18 protein-coding genes and 1 pseudogene are annotated in these 20,651 nt (G+C 40.7%); 11 read left to right on the top strand and 8 right to left on the bottom strand.

From position 1 onward, the window contains the following. Window positions 1-7: 7 nt before the first annotated feature. Entirely contained in the window at window positions 8-1,234 is a 1,227-nt protein-coding gene (locus J5A56_RS08265; protein WP_021671209.1) for a hypothetical protein, read from the bottom strand. A gap of 409 nt (window positions 1,235-1,643) precedes the next feature. Between J5A56_RS08265 and J5A56_RS08270 the strand changes: the two genes are divergently transcribed. From J5A56_RS08270 to J5A56_RS08305, 8 genes are all read left to right on the top strand, one after another. Then, window positions 1,644-2,108 (top strand): energy transducer TonB, encoded by a 465-nt coding sequence (locus tag J5A56_RS08270; protein WP_021671211.1) that lies wholly within the window; start codon window positions 1,644-1,646, stop codon window positions 2,106-2,108. 12 nt (window positions 2,109-2,120) lie between these two features. Next, window positions 2,121-2,603 (top strand): energy transducer TonB, encoded by a 483-nt coding sequence (locus tag J5A56_RS08275; protein WP_021671212.1) that lies wholly within the window; start codon window positions 2,121-2,123, stop codon window positions 2,601-2,603. Window positions 2,604-2,986: 383 nt separating this feature from the next. After that, window positions 2,987-3,340, top strand: a complete 354-nt coding sequence (locus J5A56_RS13930; RefSeq protein ID WP_363236809.1) for an energy transducer TonB — start codon at window positions 2,987-2,989, stop codon at window positions 3,338-3,340. Between the two features lie 306 nt (window positions 3,341-3,646). Continuing rightward, window positions 3,647-5,164 (top strand): 2,3-bisphosphoglycerate-independent phosphoglycerate mutase, encoded by a 1,518-nt coding sequence (gpmI, locus tag J5A56_RS08285; protein ID WP_021671215.1) that lies wholly within the window; start codon window positions 3,647-3,649, stop codon window positions 5,162-5,164. A 148-nt stretch (window positions 5,165-5,312) separates the two neighbouring features. Continuing rightward, window positions 5,313-5,618 (top strand): hypothetical protein, encoded by a 306-nt coding sequence (locus J5A56_RS08290; RefSeq protein ID WP_021671216.1) that lies wholly within the window; start codon window positions 5,313-5,315, stop codon window positions 5,616-5,618. Between the two features lie 163 nt (window positions 5,619-5,781). Further along, window positions 5,782-6,447 carry a uracil-DNA glycosylase gene (locus J5A56_RS08295; RefSeq protein WP_021671217.1) on the top strand — a complete coding sequence of 222 codons (666 nt, stop codon included), beginning with the start codon at window positions 5,782-5,784 and terminating at the stop codon, window positions 6,445-6,447. A gap of 15 nt (window positions 6,448-6,462) precedes the next feature. Continuing rightward, a complete protein-coding gene (gene ung, locus J5A56_RS08300) occupies window positions 6,463-7,164 on the top strand; it encodes a uracil-DNA glycosylase (RefSeq protein WP_021671218.1) in 702 nt (233 codons plus the stop codon). A 296-nt stretch (window positions 7,165-7,460) separates the two neighbouring features. Then, window positions 7,461-8,051, top strand: coding sequence for a DUF3109 family protein (locus J5A56_RS08305; RefSeq protein WP_021671219.1), 591 nt, complete (start codon window positions 7,461-7,463; stop codon window positions 8,049-8,051). Between the two features lie 52 nt (window positions 8,052-8,103). Here the strand turns inward: J5A56_RS08305 and J5A56_RS08310 are convergent, their stop codons facing one another. The 3 genes from J5A56_RS08310 to rpsT all read right to left on the bottom strand — a co-directional run bounded on the left by J5A56_RS08310 (window position 8,104) and on the right by rpsT (window position 11,773). Further along, complete coding sequence (locus J5A56_RS08310; RefSeq protein ID WP_021671220.1) at window positions 8,104-8,988, bottom strand: helix-turn-helix domain-containing protein; 885 nt, start codon at window positions 8,986-8,988, stop codon at window positions 8,104-8,106. A gap of 216 nt (window positions 8,989-9,204) precedes the next feature. Beyond that, complete coding sequence (gyrB, locus tag J5A56_RS08315; protein WP_021671221.1) at window positions 9,205-11,178, bottom strand: DNA topoisomerase (ATP-hydrolyzing) subunit B; 1,974 nt, start codon at window positions 11,176-11,178, stop codon at window positions 9,205-9,207. A 340-nt stretch (window positions 11,179-11,518) separates the two neighbouring features. Next, window positions 11,519-11,773 carry a 30S ribosomal protein S20 gene (rpsT, locus tag J5A56_RS08320; RefSeq protein ID WP_021671222.1) on the bottom strand — a complete coding sequence of 85 codons (255 nt, stop codon included), beginning with the start codon at window positions 11,771-11,773 and terminating at the stop codon, window positions 11,519-11,521. A 210-nt stretch (window positions 11,774-11,983) separates the two neighbouring features. Between rpsT and recO the strand changes: the two genes are divergently transcribed. The 3 genes from recO to J5A56_RS08335 all read left to right on the top strand — a co-directional run bounded on the left by recO (window position 11,984) and on the right by J5A56_RS08335 (window position 14,665). Then, the gene (gene recO / locus J5A56_RS08325) at window positions 11,984-12,709 is read left to right on the top strand and encodes a DNA repair protein RecO (RefSeq protein WP_021671223.1); all 726 of its coding nucleotides are present in this window, start codon (window positions 11,984-11,986) and stop codon (window positions 12,707-12,709) included. 133 nt (window positions 12,710-12,842) lie between these two features. Then, a complete protein-coding gene (locus J5A56_RS08330) occupies window positions 12,843-13,889 on the top strand; it encodes a YeiH family protein (RefSeq protein WP_021671224.1) in 1,047 nt (348 codons plus the stop codon). A 284-nt stretch (window positions 13,890-14,173) separates the two neighbouring features. After that, window positions 14,174-14,665 carry a hypothetical protein gene (locus tag J5A56_RS08335; protein WP_021671225.1) on the top strand — a complete coding sequence of 164 codons (492 nt, stop codon included), beginning with the start codon at window positions 14,174-14,176 and terminating at the stop codon, window positions 14,663-14,665. 424 nt (window positions 14,666-15,089) lie between these two features. Here J5A56_RS08335 and J5A56_RS08340 read toward each other — a convergent pair whose 3' ends face one another. The 4 genes and pseudogenes from J5A56_RS08340 to J5A56_RS08355 all read right to left on the bottom strand — a co-directional run bounded on the left by J5A56_RS08340 (window position 15,090) and on the right by J5A56_RS08355 (window position 20,608). Beyond that, the gene (locus J5A56_RS08340) at window positions 15,090-15,770 is read right to left on the bottom strand and encodes a DUF4468 domain-containing protein (protein WP_036919186.1); all 681 of its coding nucleotides are present in this window, start codon (window positions 15,768-15,770) and stop codon (window positions 15,090-15,092) included. A 1,013-nt stretch (window positions 15,771-16,783) separates the two neighbouring features. Then, the gene (ftsZ, locus tag J5A56_RS08345) at window positions 16,784-18,109 is read right to left on the bottom strand and encodes a cell division protein FtsZ (protein ID WP_021671228.1); all 1,326 of its coding nucleotides are present in this window, start codon (window positions 18,107-18,109) and stop codon (window positions 16,784-16,786) included. Window positions 18,110-18,168: 59 nt separating this feature from the next. Then, the gene (ftsA, locus tag J5A56_RS08350; RefSeq protein WP_021671229.1) at window positions 18,169-19,620 is read right to left on the bottom strand and encodes a cell division protein FtsA; all 1,452 of its coding nucleotides are present in this window, start codon (window positions 19,618-19,620) and stop codon (window positions 18,169-18,171) included. A gap of 51 nt (window positions 19,621-19,671) precedes the next feature. After that, window positions 19,672-20,608, bottom strand: a pseudogene (locus tag J5A56_RS08355) (cell division protein FtsQ). Window positions 20,609-20,651 lie beyond the last annotated feature (43 nt).

The raw sequence follows: 20,651 nt of genomic DNA on the forward strand, positions 1-20,651 counted from the left end.
CATGTGTTTATAAAAGAGTTTTATCTTCTATTACGCTATCTATATCGGTTTCAGGAAGTGTCTCTTGTGACTGTTCCATCTTCTTTTTCATTCTGCTTTTAATCGACCTTAAGGCTTGTGAAGTACAGCAGAAGGCGTTGGCTTTCTGCTCATCTGTCATCCCATTATGTTCCATTATATAGTAGAAAGTCTCCTTTGGTGTGAAGGCATAGCGGGGATTATTGAGGATATAAGCAAGCTCATAATCAAAGTTTGGCATAATGGTGTTGATTGCTTGTTGCTCTCGTTTGCCCATCTGTGAGATGTTCCCACCTTTTAGGATGATGTAGAGTGATTCTATTCCCAACTTTATTTGTTCGATGGAATCGGCTGTTTTTGTGTCTCCATTATGATTAGGTACTTTCTTTCTTAGTTGTTCTAATTCATAGAGTTTTTGGTCAACTTCAGTTTTCATCTCGTCGATGGTTGCATCTTTCCGTCGAAGCATCTGCTGGATATTCTGTTCAGTTTCCTCTTGTTGTTTGCGATAGGCATGTAGTTGTTGGCGCATATGATGGCGAAACCAAACCACAATACTGGCTGTAAGGAGTATAAGAAAGATAGCAAGATAAGCGATATAGAGTTGTAATTGTAGGGCTTTACGCTGTGCGATAGCTACTTCATAGCGGTCTTGTATCTGTATAATCTCGATATCTTTCTCCGGTGAAACCGATAAAATTTGATGTTTTTCGATGCGTGTTCGTAGTTCTTCGATTTTCTGTTCCTGCTCTTTTCGTATGCGTGGCTTAAAAGTTTCTGCCTTCTTGACATAATGCAAAGCAGAATCACGCTGTCCCATTTGATTGAAGACAGAGGCTTTGCCAAGGTAAATATCCGTCAGTCTGTGGCTTTTCTTACTGTCATTAGCATATCGAGTAGTATGGTTGAAGTAGTCAAGAGCTAATTTGTAAGCACCATTTTGTGCATTCAAGAGGGCAATACGATAGTATGTAGCAAACTTCAAAGAGTCTTCTGTTACGTTGAAAAGGTGTTTTTCTGCAGATTTTAGCTGGTACATCGCATTCTTTGTGTCATGCTTAGTCATAAAGAAAGCAGCACTATCGAGCCTCATTCGAGTAATACCATCGTCTGTTGCGGGATAGTTAGGCAGTTTTCTTTGATTGCATGAAAGCAATGCCAAGATGCTAATCAGTAGTAAAATCGGCTTTTTCTTCATATTTGCAAAGATACACATTCTACTGCGTATTGCCAAATTAGGCTGGGAGGAAAGGGAGTGAAAAGCTATCTTAAAGCTCCGGAAAATGCGAAAATGAGGGAATATTTATAAACTTTATTGTGTCAAAGAAATGATGATGTTAATTATAAGTAACTGATAATCAAGTGTTATGTTGTGGCGTGTGTGTCAATCCTAATGGTGCTATTGCATTGCTTTATATTCTTCTTTACCTTTGCATTGACAATAAGTTCCAATATATGTCATCTGCAAATCATAAACCTGCGGCGGCGTGATTGCGTTTAAGCGTTGGCGCAGGTTTTAATTTAAGAATGTTCGAAAGACTCTTCAAAGTGAGGAGTTTGTTTATAATAATCTCTCGAAAGGCTGCGTTTAGTAGCTGTAAAGGAGAATAAAATAAAAGGTTTATATGATGAAACGAATATTGTTTGCAATATCACTTAGTATCTGTATGGCAGGAACTGTTAATACCCAACAGGAGAAGATGTCGATGAAACCTTATGAAAATGAGGTTCAAAAAGATGCAATCGATACCTTGAAAGTGAAAAAAGAAATGCCCGAGAAGATTATCTGTTGTTTTCCTCCAATGCCATCTTTCCCAGGTAATATCCAACAATTCCTCCGTACTCACCTTGTATGGCCAGCCGGTCGTAAGAACAAGAACGTTGAAGGGAGGGTGATTGTCAAGTTCTATATAGACCGCGACGGTAGCTGTTCTCAATTTAAGGTCCTCCGTTCGTTGAATTCATCTTTCGATGCTGAGGCATTAAGAGTATTGAAGTTAATGCCAAAATGGAATATGAGCTCTATGGAAGGAAATGGTACTTGGTATGTCTTGCCAGTTTCTTTTAAGAAACAAAAGGTTCAACAATAAAAGTCTACGGTTATGATGAAGAAACTGTTGTTAGTTCTGTTTTTAAGTTTTGTAGTCGTTAGTAATATCAATGCACAGAAGCTGAAAAGAACGATGAAACCGAAAGAAAAGGAGCAAATCGAGCGTCCTTATTGTACAGAACCGCCTTATAATCCTTGTAATGACACATTGAATGTGGACACCTTAGGTGCAAAGATGTTTGAAACTGTTGAGGGATTGAAACCTTCGTTTCCAGGTGATCTCTTTGAATTCATCGCAGCACATCTCCAGTATCCTCCTGAATTGGCAGAAAGCACAGTGTCAGGTAGAGTCATTATAAAGTTTTTTGTGACTCCTTCTGGTCGTTGTTGTCTGTTTAGGGTTATTCGTTCCGTAGACCCATACCTTGACCGAGAGGCACTTAGAGTACTCAAGCTTATGCCTGCATGGAAGTGGGAAAGAAGACCGAAGCAAGGAGTTTGGCAGCTTGTACCCGTCACTTTCAGATTATTATAAGCCTAAGTTGCTCATGTTGTCCTTACTTTTTGTAAGCCGTTTTATCGTTATCAATATCGCTATTAACCCTTAGCACATTTGGTGTTGACCCTTAACACACTTCGTGTTGAGGCTTAACACCACATGTGCGGAGTATCAATACATCGGTTAAGAACAAGCAATGAGGGTGTGAAAGTTATTGTCATAGAAGATAGTAAAGGTGCTAATAATTCACTAAAATGGAGCGTATTCATCGGCGTTTTTATTTATATAGCAAGGAAACGAACTTTTAAACGTATATAATTATTATGAATAAGTTTTTGATTATATTCTTTTTATATTTAATGACTGTGGGTAATATTCATGCTACGAACAGTAGCCAAATGAAATTCCAACAGAAAAACATGTGTAATACGAGGGCTATTACCTTACCAGATAAGTCTAAAAAGGCTCGGCAAGACACCGTTTTTGTCCTAAAAGAATTCCCATTCTTTCCTGGCAATTTTAATGAGTTCATCTTTTCTAACTTCCATTATCCACCATCTTTAATGGAAAATTGTATACAGGGGAGGGTGGTAGTAAGGTTCTGTGTTAACCCAAAAGGAAGGTGTGATCACTTTTCTATTGTGCGTTCTGTCGACCCATTGATTGATAAGGAAGTTCTACGTGTTTTAAAGTTAATGCCAAAATGGAAATGGAGGGTTAGTCCGAAGAAATGTTTGTGGATGGTAAAGGTTGTAGAATTTCAGTTGAGATAAGAAGTGATAATCGTTTAATCGGCTGTCTTGTTTTGAGATATAGATATTTATGTGAGGAGATAAATCCACGTTGTAGAAGATAATACCGATGAAATCGGCATAATTGAAAGTCTAATGTTAAGCAAGACTATGTTTTTAAGTAATCCAGTGTAGGTTAGGACGAAACAATACTTAAGAATCTATAAGTTTCTATCTTAAAATTCCAATGGCTTTTTGCACCCATCTTATTCTTTTATCGTACCTTTGCAGTAACAATGATAATAATAGGTAATAAACGAAGATAATAACAAAAATAAAGGAATAATTATGGCAAAGAAAGCTTTATTGATGATCCTTGATGGATGGGGTAACGGTAAGCATGGCAAGGGTGATGTAATCTATAACACACCAACTCCATACTTAGATTATTTGAATGCTGTTAGTGCACACTCTGAGTTGCAGGCTTCAGGTGAAGATGTAGGACTTCCAGATGGTCAGATGGGTAACTCTGAGGTTGGTCACTTGAATATAGGTGCAGGTCGTATTGTTTATCAGGACCTCGTTAAGATTAACAAAGCTTGTCAGAGCGGTGACATCTTGAAGAACCAAGGTATTATTGATGCATATAGCTATGCACAGAAGAATGGTAAGAAACTTCACTTGATGGGTCTGACCTCTACGGGTGGTGTTCACTCTTCACTTGATCACCTGTTCAAGTTTATCGAGATTGGTAAGGAGTATAACCTTAAGGACGTTTACGTTCATTGTTTTATGGACGGACGTGATACAGACCCAAAGAGTGGCGCAGGCTTCATTGCTGACATTCAGAAGGTATGCGATGCAAATGACGCACATATCGCTTCAGTGGTTGGTCGTTTCTATGCAATGGATCGTGACAAGCGTTGGAATCGTGTGAAAGAAGCATACGATTTGCTTGTTGAAGGCAAGGGTGTACAGGCTACTGACATGGTTAAGGCCGTTGAGGCAAGCTATGCAGAAGGCGTGACAGACGAGTTTATCAAGCCTATTTCAAACTCTTCCGTGAATGGTAAGATTGAAGAGGGTGATGTTGTCATCTTCATCAACTTCCGTAATGACCGTGCGAAGGAGTTGACATCTGTGCTCACACAGCAGGATATGCCAGAGGAAGGAATGCATACCATTAAGGGCTTGCAGTTCTATTGTATGACTCCATACGATGCAACCTTCAAGAACGTAAATATCCTCTTCCCTAAGGAGAATGTGATGGATACGTTAGGTGAATACCTCAGTAGACTCGGTAAGAGACAGCTTCATACAGCAGAGACTGAGAAGTATGCACACGTAACCTTCTTCTTTAATGGTGGTCGTGAGGAGCCTTATGAGGGTGAAGACCGTATCTTAGTCGCTTCTCCAAAAGTGGCAACCTACGACTTGAAGCCAGAGATGAGTGCCTTCGAGGTGAAGGATAAGCTTGTTGGGGCTATCAACACACAGGAGTATGACTTTATTGTTGTGAACTTTGCTAACGGTGATATGGTAGGTCATACAGGTGTTTACAATGCGATAGCAAAGGCTGTATGGGCTGTTGACCATTGTGTTAAGGAGGTTGTTGAGGCTGCTAAGGCTAACGATTATGAGGTAATCATCATCGCTGACCACGGTAATGCCGACAACGCTATCAACGAGGATGGAACTCCAAACACTGCTCACTCACTCAACCCAGTACCATTCATCTATGTTACAAACAACAATTCTGCAACAGTAAAGAATGGTCGTTTGGCTGATGTTGCTCCTTCTATCCTTCATATTATGGGCTTAGAACAGCCAGCTGATATGACAGGTGAGAATCTTATAAATGATTAAACAGATTTTAATAAATCTAAAATAATTAAATCCCAAGCGCATTTCTTGCATTTGGGATTTCTTTTTTCATTACCTTTGCGTCCATAAGGATTTATATCCTTTCCGAGTTTTATAAGTATTAATGTGTAATTTTAAACAGTAAAAGATTATGGATTTTAAGAAAATAGCATTATCATTTGTAGTAGCATTTAGCGTATGTTCACTCAGTGTTCAGGCACAGAGTCAATGCTCAAAGAAGTGTGATAAGGCTCCAAATGAGCAGGTAGAAAAGCAAGGAAAACAATGTGCAAAGGATGGCAAGACCTGTGATAAGCAGGCTGGTAATGTTTGTTGTAAGAAGCAGGGGAAGGCTTGTGAAAAGTCTGGTAAGGCTTGTGATAAGTCAAAGAAAGACTGCAAGAAGGCACAGGCAGGTAGCTGCTGCAAGAAGCAGGCTCAGCCAAAGAAGAAGTAATAGTTTAGCTTTAAAAATAAGAAAGTCGTGTCGAAAGGCGCGACTTTTTTGTTGGTATCAGAACTTTATCGTACTTTTGTAGTAACAAAACTGCATGTAGTAAGATGCGATAAGTTATAACTTTGCTTTATTCTTATCGTGTTAGCAGATAACAATCATAGCTATGGGTGTAAAGATAGAACCTTCGTGGGAACAACAATTGCGTGATGAGTTTGGTAAACCTTATTTCCAACGGTTGACTGAACAAGTGAGACAAGAGTATGCACACTACGCTTGTTTTCCACCTGGTAGGCTGATTTTTAATGCTTTTAATCTCTGCCCTTTCGATAAGGTAAAGGTTGTGATTATAGGACAAGATCCTTATCATGAGCCAGGACAGGCGATGGGGTTGAGTTTCTCTGTGCCTGAGGGTGTACAGCTTCCACCGTCATTGCAGAATATCTATAAGGAGATTGCTGCTGATTTGGGTACGCCTATTCATCAGTCTGGTGACCTTACAAGATGGGCAGAACAGGGAGTTCTTCTATTGAATGCTACACTTACCGTCCGCGCACATATAGCTAATAGTCATCAGCCATTAGGGTGGGGAATCTTTACCGATGCTGCTATTAAGGCACTCAGCGATGGACGTGAGAATTTAGTCTTTATGCTTTGGGGCGGTTTTGCGCGTAGTAAGAAGGCACTGGTTGACCAGCAGCGACACTGTGTCATTGAGAGCGTACACCCTTCGCCACTCTCTGCTAACCGTGGGGGATGGTTTGGACAGCATCAGTTCTCACGTTGTAATGCCTACTTAACCTCTTGTGGGCTTCAGCCTATTGAGTGGTAGTTTTAATCAATAGCAATGGAATGGATTTTAGAAGAATCGTGGCGTGAAAAGCTGAAGGATGAACTGGATAAACCCTATTACAGGGAATTGATGGAAAAGGTGCAAGAGGAGTATAAGAATGAGACTTGCTATCCGCCAAAAGATAAGATTTTCAATGCCCTAAATCTTTGCCCTTTTGATAAGGTAAAGGTTGTTATTATGGGGCAGGACCCTTATTTCCATTCAGGTCAGGCTATGGGGCTGAGCTTTTCCGTGCCTGAAGGCATACATCTTCCGCCTTCGTTGCAGACTCTATATAGGGCACTCGGGATTAGTCTTGATGCCTCTGATAAGCCTTTGGGAGATCTTACGCGTTGGGTTGAGCAAGGAGTATTGTTGTTGAATACGACATTGACTGTGCGTAAGGATAAACCTAACAGCCATCGGAAATACAAGTGGTGGCGTTTTACAGATGCTGTTATCAGGGCATTGGATGCTGAGCGTGAGCATATCGTCTTTATCTTATGGGGACGTATAGCACAGCGTAAGGAACGATTGGTTCACGTAGAAAATGACAGGCACATGGTATTGAAGGCGATACACCCTTCCCCTTTGGCTGTCCGCCGCAAAGGAGAATGGGATGGAAAAGAACATTTCACGTGCTGCAACAAGTATTTAAATGAGCATGGAATTGCACCTATCGACTGGATGGTTGTGAGTGAACAAGTTGACGAGTGAATAAGTTTATGAGTTTTCGAGTTGTTTGCTTTAAAGAGTATAAGGCGTATTTGTCTTGTAAGGCTTATAGGACTAAGATAGTTTGTTTACCTAATTAAAGCCTTAAAATAAGGTTAGAAGGGAATTATCTTCGTGAAGAAAAATATTTATTTTCATGAAAGAAATATTTATTTTCACGAGAAAAAAGATTTTTCTTCATGAAAATAATTTGGAGAAAGGCTCTGAGTTAATGAATAAAGGCAGTTGATAGTACTGCAAATGACTGTTGAAAATGAAATAATTTAGCGTTAAGAAAGATGGGTAATACTTATGATCATATTTTCATGGTTGGAGATGTGCTTGTCTCACCAGATATAATTAATGTAAAGTTTTGCTGCGACCTTGATAAGTGTCATGGTCAATGCTGTATTGAGGGAGATGCTGGTGCACCCGTGACATTGGACGAGACGATGGAGATAGAGAATGTTCTCGATACTGTTTGGGGTGATTTGTCGGCCTCTGGACAAGCCGTTATCGACAAGCAGGGCGTTGCTTATACCGATGAAGAAGGTGAATTGGTGACGAGTATCGTTGGCGGTAAGGACTGTGTCTTCACTTGTTATGAGAACGGATGTTGTCTTTGTGCATTGGAACGTTCCTATCGCAATGGTAAGACTGGTTTTGTAAAGCCTATCTCGTGTTCGTTGTATCCAATTCGTGTGAAAGACTTTGGGAATGGCACTTGTGGTATCAATTATCATCGCTGGCGCATCTGTGCTGATGCACGAAAAAAAGGAGAAGAACTAAATTTTCCCCTTTATAAGTTTTTGAAGGAACCCCTTACGCGTAGATTTGGTAAGGAGTGGTATGATGAGTTGTGCGAAGTAGCTGACCAGTTGTTGGGGTGATTAGGCTATTAGGCCAATTAGCCTAATAAGGCTAATAAGCCTAATAGTCTCGTTAGCTTTTCCTAAACTTCGAGGGACTCATACCCACATGTTCCTTAAAGTATTTACCCATAAAGCTCTGATTAGCGAAGTTTAGTTCGTCAGCAATCTGTTTGATACTCATCGTACTATTTCTTAGCATGACACGCAACTCACGTGTAACGTAGGAGTCAATCCAGTCGCTTGGTGTACGTCTGCTGACTGTACGCACTGTCTCAGAGAGATATTTTGATGTGATACACAGTTGTTGTGCATACCAACTAACACGTCGTTCCGTTCGATAGTTCTTCTCCACAGTTTGTATGAAGTCGCGGAAGATGACCTCAGCACGTGTCTGTGCTTCATCTCCTACTTGTTGGAAGCGATAGATGATATTACTCATATCGATGATTAGTGCCTTTAACATCGTCATCACCAACTCACGACGGAAGCGGTGCCCAATATCAATAATCTTCTCTTTGATATGTTCTATATCTTTTTCTAAGGCCTTAGCCTGATTGTCATCAAGATGGAAGACTGGATGTGTACGAGCAAAAAGGAAGAGAGCAGAAAGCTCGTGAACTCCGCTTACGATGTTCTGAAAGAAATCATACGACATGATGAGCGCAATACCTTTGCAGTCACGTGAAAGCATATAATCGGCAACAACTTGTTCTTCGCTGATGATAATGACATCCCCTGCACTTACCTCGTGCATCTTTGTGTCAACGGTATATTGTGCATTGCCGCTGGTACAGAGCGCAAGGAAGAGCGACTTCATGCGAGAAGGGCTGTTTGGAAGTGGTACTTTCGTGATATCCTCGAAGAGAATAAGGTCGTTGTCTATGTATTTTCCTTCAGGATATACGACCTTTGCTTGGGCTACATTAACTTCAAGGAGTCTTATCTTTTTGTTCATTTTCCAGTTGTTTTGAAGTTGCAAATATACTCATTTATTTCTTTTTTCGAAAAGCTTATGTGTGAAAAAGGACAATTTTAGTGGGGGTATATATGATAATAGGCCGTAATAGATGATAATTAGAGTAAAACAAAAACTCCCTTTCTTTCAAAAAGAGAAAGGGAGTTAACTTTATTTTATCAGCTTTATAAACTGTTTTAATTAGCTTCAATTAGCTTATGCATCAATGTTAGCGTAGGTTGCATTCTTCTCGATGAACTCACGGCGAGGCTCAACATCGTCGCCCATCAGCATAGAGAAAATCTCATCAGCATCAGCAGCATTCTCGATAGTTACCTGTTTCAAGAGTCGTGTCTTAGGATCCATAGTCGTTTCCCAAAGCTGCTCTGGGTTCATCTCACCAAGACCTTTGTAACGCTGTGTATGGATAGCCTTAGCATCTTCGATACCATTTGCATACTTGTCGATAAAAGCTTGGCGCTGCTGCTCAGTGTAACAGTACTCGCTAATCTTCTTGTAAGTACACTTGTAGAGTGGAGGTGTAGCGATATATAGATGTCCCTGCTCGATAACCTTCGGCATGTAACGATAGAAGAGTGTCATAATCAGTGTGTCGATGTGAGAACCATCAACATCGGCATCGGTCATGATGATAATCTTGTCATAACGAAGTTTATCCGTGTTTGCCTCAAAGTCGCCTTCATCTTCCACACCGAAGCGTACACCGATAGACTGAATGATATTCATAACAGACTCTGCCTCGAATACACGATGGCGTTGTACCTTCTCTACGTTCAGAATCTTACCACGGAGAGGAAGAATAGCCTGTGTATAACGGTCACGTCCCTGCTTAGCTGAACCACCCGCTGAATCACCCTCGACGAGGAAGATTTCGCAGTCCTTAGGGTCCTTGTTAGAACAGTCAGCCAGCTTGCCGGGCAAACCACCGCCACTCATCACGTTCTTACGCTGTACGCTTTCACGTGCCTTACGAGCTGCAACACGAGCTGTAGCAGCAAGAATAACCTTGTTACAGATCATCTTGGCCTCGTTAGGATGTTCCTCGAGATAATCTGTCAGCGCCTCACCAACAGCCTGCTGTACGGCACCAGAAACCTCGCTGTTACCCAATTTCGTCTTTGTCTGACCCTCAAACTGTGGCTCTGCTACCTTGATTGAGATGACAGCTGTCAAGCCTTCGCGGAAGTCTTCACCAGCAATCTCAATCTTAGCTTTCTCCAACTGCTTAGAGATCTGTGGGTCATTGTCAGCGTATGTCTTCAATGTACGAGTCAATGCAGCACGGAATCCTTGCAAGTGAGTACCACCCTCGATAGTGTTGATATTGTTAACGTATGAGTGGATGTTCTCTGTATAATCAGTGTTGTACATCACAGCCACTTCGATAGGAATATTCTGTTTCTCAGTCTTGAGGTAGATAACATCATCGAAGAGATGCTGACGATGGCGGTCAACGTAACGAACGAACTCCTTCAAACCATCCTTAGCGTGGAAAACCTCAGTATGTGTCTTACCTGTTTCAGGGTCTGGGCGAAGGTCAGAAAGCGTAATCTTAATACCAGCATTCAGATAAGCCAACTCGCGCATACGACGTGCTACGATTGCCCATTGGAAAACTGTTGTAGTAAAGATCTCTGGGTCTGGCCAGAATTGCTGACGTGTACCAGTTTTATCTGTCTCACCAACAACCTTTACAGGGTAGAGAGGTTTACCCTTCTCATATTCCTGCTGGTAGATTTTACCATTACGGAACACCTGTGACTTCATGTGTGATGAAAGTGCATTTACACAACTTACACCCACACCGTGCAGACCACCGCTGACTTTATACGAACCCTTGTCGAACTTACCACCAGCGTGGAGAACGGTCATAACAACCTCAAGGGCACTCTTGTGGAGCTTCTCGTGCATGTCAACAGGGATACCACGACCATCATCCTCAACGGTGATGGAGTTGTCCTCGTTGATTGTAACTTCAATGTTCTGACAGTAGCCAGCCATTGCTTCGTCGATAGAGTTGTCGACGGTCTCGTTAATCAAGTGGTGAAGTCCCTTTTCACTGATGTCACCAATGTACATAGCAGGACGCTTACGTACTGCCTCCAAGCCTTCTAAGACCTGAATGTTACTGGCGGAGTAATTATTCTCGTTTTCTGGATTTTCTGCCATTTTCTTTCGATTGTTCTTATAGTATGCAAAGATACACTTTTTCCTTTATATGAGGAAATAAAAACCTGCAAAAAACGCAAAAGAAAGCATATCAAATTGTTGTTTTATGCAGATATGTTTCTTATTCTTTTCTTCTCAGAATTAGCTTACTATGATTCGTATGAAGTAGGAGTGTTTGTTCGCTTTTCCTAAAGTACGTAGCGTTTGTTAGCTTTCGTATAAATGTCGTTATGTATAGTGGAATCTTAATTTTAGTCGGGAGTGGTTAAAACAGAAAAAGCCATAACCCTCTCGGATTATAGCTCTGTTATTCTTTTCAGCTATGACTGAAAGTATTCTTTTATCCCAAAGCCGCTATGTGCTTGCAGAGAGCAGACTTCAAGTTAGCTGCCTTGTTCTGGTGGATAACGTTGGTCTTAGCCAACTTGTCCAACATCTTCTGTACAACAGGATAGAGCTTAACAGCCTCTTCCTTATCCGTCATGCTACGCAACTTGCGAACAGCGTTACGCATAGTCTTAGCATAATATCTGTTGTGCAAGGTTCTAACCTTGTCCTGACGGATTCTCTTCAATGATGATTTGTGATTTGCCATCTTTGTTTCTTCTTTTATTTTTATTAGTAGTCCCTAGCAGAGTCGAACTGCTCTTTAGAGAATGAAAATCTCTCGTCCTAACCGATAGACGAAGGGACCATAGTTAGTTTTGCGGGTGCAAAGGTAGCCTATTTATTTTAATCAGCCAAACTTTTTGCTAATAAATTTCTGTAAGAGGCTGTATTTTTGTATTTTTGCATTGGTTTTTATATGATTTTAAAGTCAAAAGCAATTGTATTGCGTTCTCTGAAGTTTGGTGACTCATCGCTAATAATTGATATGTTTACCGAATTGGAGGGTCGTATTTCTTTTATAACGCGCATTCCTAAGACGGCGAAAGGGAAGATCAAGAAGCAGTATTTTCAACCACTGACCTTGCTCGACCTTGAATTCGACTATCGTCCGCAAACTTCTTTGCAGCGTATAAAGGATGTACGTATCCTTCGTCCTTATGGCTCTATACCATTCGAACCAGTGAAATCGGCTATCCTTCTCTTCCTTTCTGAGTTCCTTTATTATGTTACGCGTGGTGAGCAACAGAATGTTCACCTATATAATTATGTAAGCGCAAGTATGGAATGGTTGGACGAGGCTGAGCGTGGCTATGCCAACTTTCATCTTGTCTTTATGATGCGCCTAAGTCGTTTCATTGGTTTCTTCCCTAATCTTGATGCTTATCAGGAGGGTGCTTGCTTTGATCTTCGCAATGCAACCTTTACTGAGCGTGTGCCCCTTCATTCTGATTATTTGTTACCAACAGATGCTGCGGGGATAAACACACTTATTCGTATGGACTATGAAAATATGCATCTCTTCCGTCTTTCTCGCAACGATCGTAACCGAATCTCTGATATCGTATTGCATTACTATCGCATTCATGTACCTGATATGCCTGAATTGAAGAGTTTTCATGTGCTGCGTGAGTTGTTTAGTTAAGGTGCTTTAAGGTGTGTGGTGGAAATTTATTGTGATAATAACCTGCGATTAGTATTTTGTTGCATGTTTTTTTAGTACTTTTGTAGACTTGGAGCATTGTGTTTCCGACTTTATCAATATATAATATATTTTTATGAAGTTAACAGAACAGCGTAGTAGTATGCTTCATGGTGTACTGCTGATTACTTTGTTTGCTTGTGCAGCATTCTATATCGGTGATATGGGATGGGTGAAAGCACTTTCGTTGAGTCCGATGGTCGTTGGTATCATCTTGGGTATGCTTTATGCCAATAGCCTTCGCAATAATCTTCCTGAAACGTGGGTGCCGGGTATTGCCTTTTGTGCGAAACGTGTGTTGCGCTTTGGTATTATCCTTTATGGCTTTCGTCTGACCTTTCAAGACGTGGTGGCTGTGGGTTTCCCTGCAATAGTTGTGGATGCAATTATCGTATGCGGAACGATACTATTAGGTGTTTTGGTGGGGAGACTCTTGAAGATGGATCGTAGCATAGCACTTTTGACGGCTTGTGGAAGTGGTATCTGTGGAGCTGCAGCGGTGTTAGGTGTCGACGGAGCTATTCGTCCGAAGCCTTATAAGACTGCCGTGGCTGTGGCAACAGTGGTAATCTTTGGCACACTATCAATGTTCCTTTATCCTATTCTTTATCGGGCTGGAGTCTTTGACTTGAGACCAGACGCTATGGGAATCTATGCGGGTTCAACGATTCACGAGGTGGCTCATGTTGTCGGTGCAGGTAATGCAATGGGGGCGGCAGTTAGCAATTCTGCGATTATCGTTAAGATGATTCGTGTAATGATGTTAGTACCAGTCTTATTGGTTATCGCTTTCTTTGTGGCAAAGGATGTTGCTGGACGAGAGCAAGAAGCAGGTAAAAGTAGTAAAATAAACATTCCTTGGTTTGCTATTCTCTTCCTTCTTGTCATCGGTTTCAACTCCTTGAACTTACTTCCAAAGGATTTTGTAGACATTATCAATACCTTTGATACTTTCCTTCTAACAATGGCAATGTCAGCCTTAGGTGCAGAGACGAGTATAGATAAGTTTAAGAAAGCAGGTTTTAAGCCTTTCCTTTTGGCTGCAATCCTATGGTGCTGGCTAATTGCTGGAGGTTATTGTCTGGCAAAGTATTTGGTGCCTATGCTGGGTGTTGGGTGTTAAATGCTGGGTGTTAGGTGTTGAATTTTGGTGTTGATGATGTGTAAATGCTTATTTGCGTGTTGCGTGTTGAATGTTAGGCGTTGATGAAGTGCGCATCTGAGGGAACATGTTTTTTATTTGAGTGTTGGGTGTTGAATGTTAGGTGTTGATGAAGTGCGCATTCGAGAGAACATGTTTGTCTTAGGTGTTTGCTTTGGATTGATTAATATTTAGGACTATGTGAGGAGCGTATTTGTGGCGGTCTACGATACAATCCATAGACATAACATCGTAAATAAGATAGAATGAAGGAACTATTTAGTAAGGCGAAGTTAGGTAAGTTGCGTAATTTCCTTTGGGTGCTATTGATAATAGGATGTAAGGTTATCTATCTTCAATTTATAGTGGTGCCATTTTATGATATTGGACTCTTTATTGTTGTTACGGTTGTGGCAGTCCTATATGATAAGTTGATAGCATCGAAGGGCTTTGATGCTATAGCCAATAACGCATGTATTTGTTGGGCAGTAGTTGGGCTCGCTCTGATGTTAAGATCGTATTATCTGCCAGAAAAGATTTACAAAGTACCATTAAATGGTTTTTCAACTCATAGAGTAGATCATATTTTTTTTAGATTTAAGGGGAGAGCTTTTAAACGTCCTTTCTCACTTACTGACTATGACCTTTCAGATATTTGCAATCGTTATGATGTAGAACTGTATCTAAAAGAGCCACTTCCAACGGTCTATTATATTTCTGGAATCAGTCTTTGTAAGAAAGAAAACGTGTCTAAATAGGAGAAGACTTGCCGTCTTCCATGAGTGTGCGAAGGCTTAGCACGTTATGTGCGGACGCTTAGCACAAGTGGTGCGGAGGCTAAATTAGAATGCATATAAGAGTAAAGGGGTTTATAGAGGGACTTCCTTTCTCCCAAAGGGAAGGGGCTATTCTGTAAGCATTCCAAATTAGCCGTCTTACCACTTCACGAATAATAGGATGTGTCAAAATGCAAATTAATAACTTGACAACTTTCAATCTATAAGTAGGATTCTTCTAAAGGTAAAGAAAAGGCCATTTCTCTACTCAAAACCGAGTATAGAAATGGTCTTTCTTTATTGGATTGTTTCAAATTGTAAGATTATCAAAATGGTATTTACATTTTGACATACCCTCTTGATAATGTAAGTTTTACTGCTATTAAATCGTAATTTTTCTTTTTGACTACCAATTATCGTTTTCGTTGCCTGCTACGCCATGCTTGACCGCTTCTTCAATCTTGTCCATAATTACATTGGAGTAAGCATGAGCCATGACAAGTGCTTTTGCTGAAGTCTTCTTGTGGCTGTCTTTTTCTGTAAATGGAAAGCATTGTTCAATAGGCCAATTCTCTTCTGTTAAAGTCGCACGAGAGCCACCCATCCCACCGAGGAAACCTCCTCCAATCTTTTTGTCTACTTTGTAGAAAGGTATAGTGTAAGTTATTCTCACCTTTCCATCTTTGATGTCAGTCTTTATAATTGGTGTCAGATTTACTGTATATGAATTTGCTCCTCCTGTATGTGAAGCAATGGCATCAACATTTCCCTTAGCAATAATTACACCTGCTTCTTTGTCATTTAATTGAATAACAGATTTTCCGCTTCCAAAAGTATTACTGTACCAGTAATTTAGGATGACGTATAGTTGTGTCTTTGTCTTTTCTGGTGCCTCAATAACTTGCGTATAAGTTAGTGCTTTGTTTTTGTCTAATTGTAACTGGCTTGTAAGGCTTTTTGCAGCATCATACCACTTTTCGCCATACTTTTCCTTGGCATATTTTTCCAACTCTTCTGCCCTCATTATTTGGGCATTTACTCCGATAGCCAATAAAAGCATAACGGCACATAAAAACAGTTTTTTCATCTTTATTTGAATTAAATTAAGTAAAATCCCATCTCTCCTGTGCCAATAAAAAAAGGCGCAGGTCTTCTCCATACGCCTCACGGTTCACCACAAACCACAACTGTATATAGGAAAACCTGCACCTGTATGATGCAAGGTCCCAATAACAGTTGTTTTGCTCTGTTCTCATGTGGTGATTGTGAGGCTATTGAGCAAAAAGTATTGTGTCCATTAAAGAACACGTTGCAAAAATAGTAAAAATATCTTAAAGGAACAACAATAATATCATCTTTCTTTCAGTAAGGTAAAATAAAGTTTGTAGTAAGAACTATAAAGACTGAACTTCTTTTGTAGTCCAGTCTTTTTTATGATTTTTCCGTTAAATGCGTAGATTGTTAATAGAATGAGATTAATCCACATACGTGGTATGCTTACCTCCAATTAGATGGTTTTATAAAGGGGGATAAACTCCATGATAAACGTATTAGGTGCGATGTCTATCTGTCTTCTACAAGCAACGTATTCTCTTATTAGTTAGAGTTTGTAAACTATTTTCATGCTCTTCAAAACCAATACATGCTCTTTTGGCTTCTAAAAGATGCCTAATTGGCTTGCAAAAGGTGCCCTTTAAGCCCCTTACTAACGCCCTTATGAAGTCCAATTAAGCACCTTTTATTTTGCCACTTGGTAACTAATTGATTCTCTGTTGATTGCAAACCTGCTTCTTATATGTGTGTTTGGCGTTAGTTATAGATGTTTTCTTTGAAATTATGTAATTATTTTTCAAACCATTATCTATAGATTTTCGAAGTCTAAAAAGAAATGATTTTCAATGTCAGAGGATGATAAAAGGACAGAAAGTTGACTGTCTTGCCATGGTTTTTATTTAATGAGTAGCTATGGTTCTTCCGTTAAAGCAATACGAAAAGCATCCACATATTTAACGGAAGAGCCTTTCTTACCCTTTTGTCTTGCAAAAAAAAAAGGCTGAACTTCTTTTGGAGTTCAGCCTTTTCTTATTTTTGATATAACTATTATACGAAGCTAATAACGCCTTCGACAGCGTCTTCTTTGTTTTCGTTATCTTCATTATCTTGCTCAGGATTACTGATACGCTTGATGTCTTTAATCATCTGCTTGGTACGCTTATAGGTTGGTGTGTTCTCTACAGCAAGGATAACATCCTCGTTGTCGAGTTCATCTGCAGTAAAGCGATAGATGTGTGGACGATGCTTGTATTGTGAGTTATTATTGTCTTTGTAGAAACGGTCACGACGGTCACGACGCTCTGCTGCTTTCTCCTCTTCCTCTGCTTGGCGTGCAGCATCTTCCTGTGTCTGTTTCTTGATATGGCTACCCATACCGTCAACATCCTCGATTCCAAAGCCCGTTGCAAGGATAGTTACCTTCACCTTCTTGTCAAGTTCTGGGTCAATAGCAAGTCCCCATTTCAACTCGAAGTCAGCACTGAAGTGGTTCATGAACTCTGTAACATCACCCATTTCTTCCATTGTCAGACCAGGGTTGTCCTTATCGTCGCTGTTGAAGTTGATAGAGAGCAGAATCTTCTTTGATTTATAGACATCGTTATCGTTAAGTAAAGGAGAGTTGAGTGCGTCCTCAATCGCCTGCTTTACACGACCTTCACCCTCACCGTAACCAGTTGACATGATAGCCACGCCACCATCCTTGAGGACTGTCTTTACATCGTTGAAGTCGAGGTTCATAATACCATGAACGGTGATAATCTCTGCAATACTCTTGGCAGCAACGCTCAGTGTGTCGTCAGCCTTACGGAAACCATTGAGCAAGCTCAGTTCGGGATAGATTTCACGCAGACGTTCGTTGTTGATAACGAGTAGGGCATCGACATGCTTTGCCATTTCTTCAACGCCATCTAATGCTTGGTCAATCTTCTTTGCTCCCTCAAAGCGGAAAGGAATCGTAACGATACCCACGGTGAGAATGCCTAACTCCTTGCTGACACGTGCAATGACAGGTGCTGCACCAGTACCCGTACCGCCACCCATACCAGCGGTGATAAATGCCATTTTCGTACCATCATTGAGCATATGCTTGATATCCTCAATAGTGTCTTCTGCCGCCTGACGTGCACGTTCGGGACGGTTTCCAGCTCCTAAACCTTCCTTACCTAATTGCAGATGAACAGGTACAGGAGAGTCGTTAAGTGCTTGTGCGTCCGTGTTACAGAGTACGAAGGTTACATCGTGGATACCCTCTTTATACATATGGTTTACGGCGTTACCACCACCACCACCGACACCAATGACCTTGATGATGCTATCAGCAACATCGCCTTCACCGAAGTCTAATATATCTATTTTATTGTTGTCTGCCATAACAGTATGTTGTCTATGTTTATTTCCTATGTTTCTTTCTGTGCGCAATTGTAGGATGGTTATTCTTCATCCTCAGAAATGATTGTTTTTCCAAAATCTTTTATTTTACGTGAGAATTTGTTCCAGAAGCTATTGCGACGCTTCTCTTCTTCAAGTTCGCGTTCTCTTGCTTCCTCTTCTTCACGCTGTTTGCGTTCCTCTTCTTCGCGCTTGCGTCGTTCAGCCTCCGCTTTCTTTTTCTCTTCAGGAGTAGGTACAATACCTTGTCCTTGTCTTGTGTTAGACGTTGGGGTGTAGGGTTGTTCGACAGGAGTTGCTACAGTAATATTCTCATTGTTGAAGAGATTGTTTTGTGTTGGATTATATTCAGCACCAGCACAATTCATATCGCCTTTGGCAAGCAGGCCGAGGATAGTGTTCATATCACCATGCTTAGCTGTGATATCAGCGTTGCTGGATGAAATAGTGTGTGTGACGAAGTTTGCTTTACGAATCTTGTCGACATGTGTGGTGTTACGAATACAGCGTTCAATGTTCTTTAAGTTCATACCTCCACCGGTGAGGATGATACCACCAAGAAGTTTGTCAGCATATTCTGATGGTACTTGATACCATACATTCTCTACAATCTCGCTAATACGTGCTTCAACGATTTCGATGAACTTACGACTCTCCACTGTGCGTTCTGCATCAATAGAGTATTTCATAGTATTATCGATATCATTGTTCTCAGTGAAGGCAGAACCATACTTGAGTTTCATAGCCTCGGCATCCTTCTCTTCCATCTGAAGGCTGGCAATATCCTTTGTAATATTATTGCCACCTAATGGGATGACAGCCAAGTGGCGGAGGATATTCTTGTAATATACAGAAACTGTTGTTGTATCAGCACCGAAGTCAACCAACACACAACCACCACGTTTCTCAGCCTCACTCAATACGGCATCAGCCAAGGCTAAAGGTGCAAGATACATCTCGGCAATAGCAATACCCGACTTCTCAAAGCAGTTGTTGAGGTTCTCATAGAAAGCCTTACGCCATAAGATATTGAGGAAGTTACCCTCAAGACGAGTAGCTTTAATACCTACAGGGTCAAGAGAAAATTGGTTATCAACCTTATACTCCTGTGTGACAGCATCAAGAATCTCCTGATCAGGATAAGTCATATTGCGGTTGGCATCCATTAACTCATTAATCATCTCTGAGGTAATGATGGTATCGGTAGGTAAATCCTTAACAATAACGTTGCGAACGCTTCGTATAGACTGTCCCCCCACGCCTACATAAACCTGAGAGATTTCATACTTCAGTTGTTTCCTTAGTTTGTTGATGATGCCAGTGAGGCACTGTCCGGTCTTGTCAATGTTATAGACGACACCTTTGCGAATGCACTGTGTAGCGTCTTCCTTTACAACGGCAAGCACGGAGATACTGCCGTCAAGATTCTTTTTGCCAGCGATTCCTGTAATCTTTGATGAGCCTAATTCAATGGCTACTATGAACTCTGCCATATTCGTTAAGTATTATGTTGCTTATTTTATATTCTCTAAATTGATAGTTGCTTATTCCGTAAGCTCAGCTGTGGCATCTTCTTGTCGTTTAACTTCCTTACGGGCTTTTTCTCTCTCCTCCTCTTCTGTACGTTGTATGTCATCTACTTGTTCCGACTTAGCTTTCTTAAGCAGTGCTTCTTCCTCAGCTTTTTCAGTTTTCTCATCACGTTTCTTACAGATGATTTGGTTGTCGAATTCTATGTCGATGTAAGAGTATTGTTCCATCCAGCTTGAGAAAGACCATATCGATAGAATTTCTCTAAGCGTGACAACTTCTTTGTTACAAAGATGTTGATGTCATGTTTCCGCTTCCATGGTCCATTGTTCCTTGGAAGATACCCTATGAAGATGATTTGATTACCAACGCGTGGCACTAACTCTATACCTTTGTCAGGTAAGACATTAATCTGTTCTATCTGGTTCAGCCATAGTGGTGATGCACTGATAGCTTTGGCAAGCGGAGCAATGTAAAGACGTGCAAAGTTATTATCTATATTACCTGTTGCGATGATTAAGTCACTTGTATACTTCGAGTTGGGAAGTATTCCTCCGTTATCATCAAGATAGTAGTCAGCACCGTTGCTACTCTTGATGCGGATAATCGGCATACGTTGAGTAATATAGATATTGATTTGTCCATCTTTTGTTTTGTAACACTGGGCAGTATTGACGAATGGTCCCACTTTAAGTGCCTCCTCAATGTTGCGAGGATTGACATCAGATATCTTTTATTGAGGGGGTAGAGGTGGACTTTCTCTAATATCTGTTTGATTTCGTTTGCGGTAAGGAAGCCTGCATTATTAGAGTCAGATATGTTGATGTTCACTTGGGTGCACAACAATTTACTCTCATCTGGGTTATTCCATGAGGTAACTGCCAAGATGAGATAAATAGTCAGTAGAATATCCAGCGTAGTGATAATTATCTTTTTCCACCTAATGTGCATATCTTCTCTTTTTTCGCTTTAAGCGTTTTAGCTTTCTTACTAC

It is taken from the genome of Prevotella melaninogenica, assembly GCF_018128065.1.
Lineage (GTDB): Bacteria > Bacteroidota > Bacteroidia > Bacteroidales > Bacteroidaceae > Prevotella.

Coding starts and splice junctions, on each gene's coding strand:
- J5A56_RS08265 (WP_021671209.1), bottom strand. CDS start 1,234: ATGTGTATCTTTGCAAATATGAAGAAAAAGCCGATTTTACTACTGATT.
- J5A56_RS08270 (WP_021671211.1), top strand. CDS start 1,644: ATGATGAAACGAATATTGTTTGCAATATCACTTAGTATCTGTATGGCA.
- J5A56_RS08275 (WP_021671212.1), top strand. CDS start 2,121: ATGATGAAGAAACTGTTGTTAGTTCTGTTTTTAAGTTTTGTAGTCGTT.
- J5A56_RS13930 (WP_363236809.1), top strand. CDS start 2,987: ATGTGTAATACGAGGGCTATTACCTTACCAGATAAGTCTAAAAAGGCT.
- gpmI (WP_021671215.1), top strand. CDS start 3,647: ATGGCAAAGAAAGCTTTATTGATGATCCTTGATGGATGGGGTAACGGT.
- J5A56_RS08290 (WP_021671216.1), top strand. CDS start 5,313: ATGGATTTTAAGAAAATAGCATTATCATTTGTAGTAGCATTTAGCGTA.
- J5A56_RS08295 (WP_021671217.1), top strand. CDS start 5,782: ATGGGTGTAAAGATAGAACCTTCGTGGGAACAACAATTGCGTGATGAG.
- ung (WP_021671218.1), top strand. CDS start 6,463: ATGGAATGGATTTTAGAAGAATCGTGGCGTGAAAAGCTGAAGGATGAA.
- J5A56_RS08305 (WP_021671219.1), top strand. CDS start 7,461: ATGGGTAATACTTATGATCATATTTTCATGGTTGGAGATGTGCTTGTC.
- J5A56_RS08310 (WP_021671220.1), bottom strand. CDS start 8,988: ATGAACAAAAAGATAAGACTCCTTGAAGTTAATGTAGCCCAAGCAAAG.
- gyrB (WP_021671221.1), bottom strand. CDS start 11,178: ATGGCAGAAAATCCAGAAAACGAGAATAATTACTCCGCCAGTAACATT.
- rpsT (WP_021671222.1), bottom strand. CDS start 11,773: ATGGCAAATCACAAATCATCATTGAAGAGAATCCGTCAGGACAAGGTT.
- recO (WP_021671223.1), top strand. CDS start 11,984: ATGATTTTAAAGTCAAAAGCAATTGTATTGCGTTCTCTGAAGTTTGGT.
- J5A56_RS08330 (WP_021671224.1), top strand. CDS start 12,843: ATGAAGTTAACAGAACAGCGTAGTAGTATGCTTCATGGTGTACTGCTG.
- J5A56_RS08335 (WP_021671225.1), top strand. CDS start 14,174: ATGAAGGAACTATTTAGTAAGGCGAAGTTAGGTAAGTTGCGTAATTTC.
- J5A56_RS08340 (WP_036919186.1), bottom strand. CDS start 15,770: ATGAAAAAACTGTTTTTATGTGCCGTTATGCTTTTATTGGCTATCGGA.
- ftsZ (WP_021671228.1), bottom strand. CDS start 18,109: ATGGCAGACAACAATAAAATAGATATATTAGACTTCGGTGAAGGCGAT.
- ftsA (WP_021671229.1), bottom strand. CDS start 19,620: ATGGCAGAGTTCATAGTAGCCATTGAATTAGGCTCATCAAAGATTACA.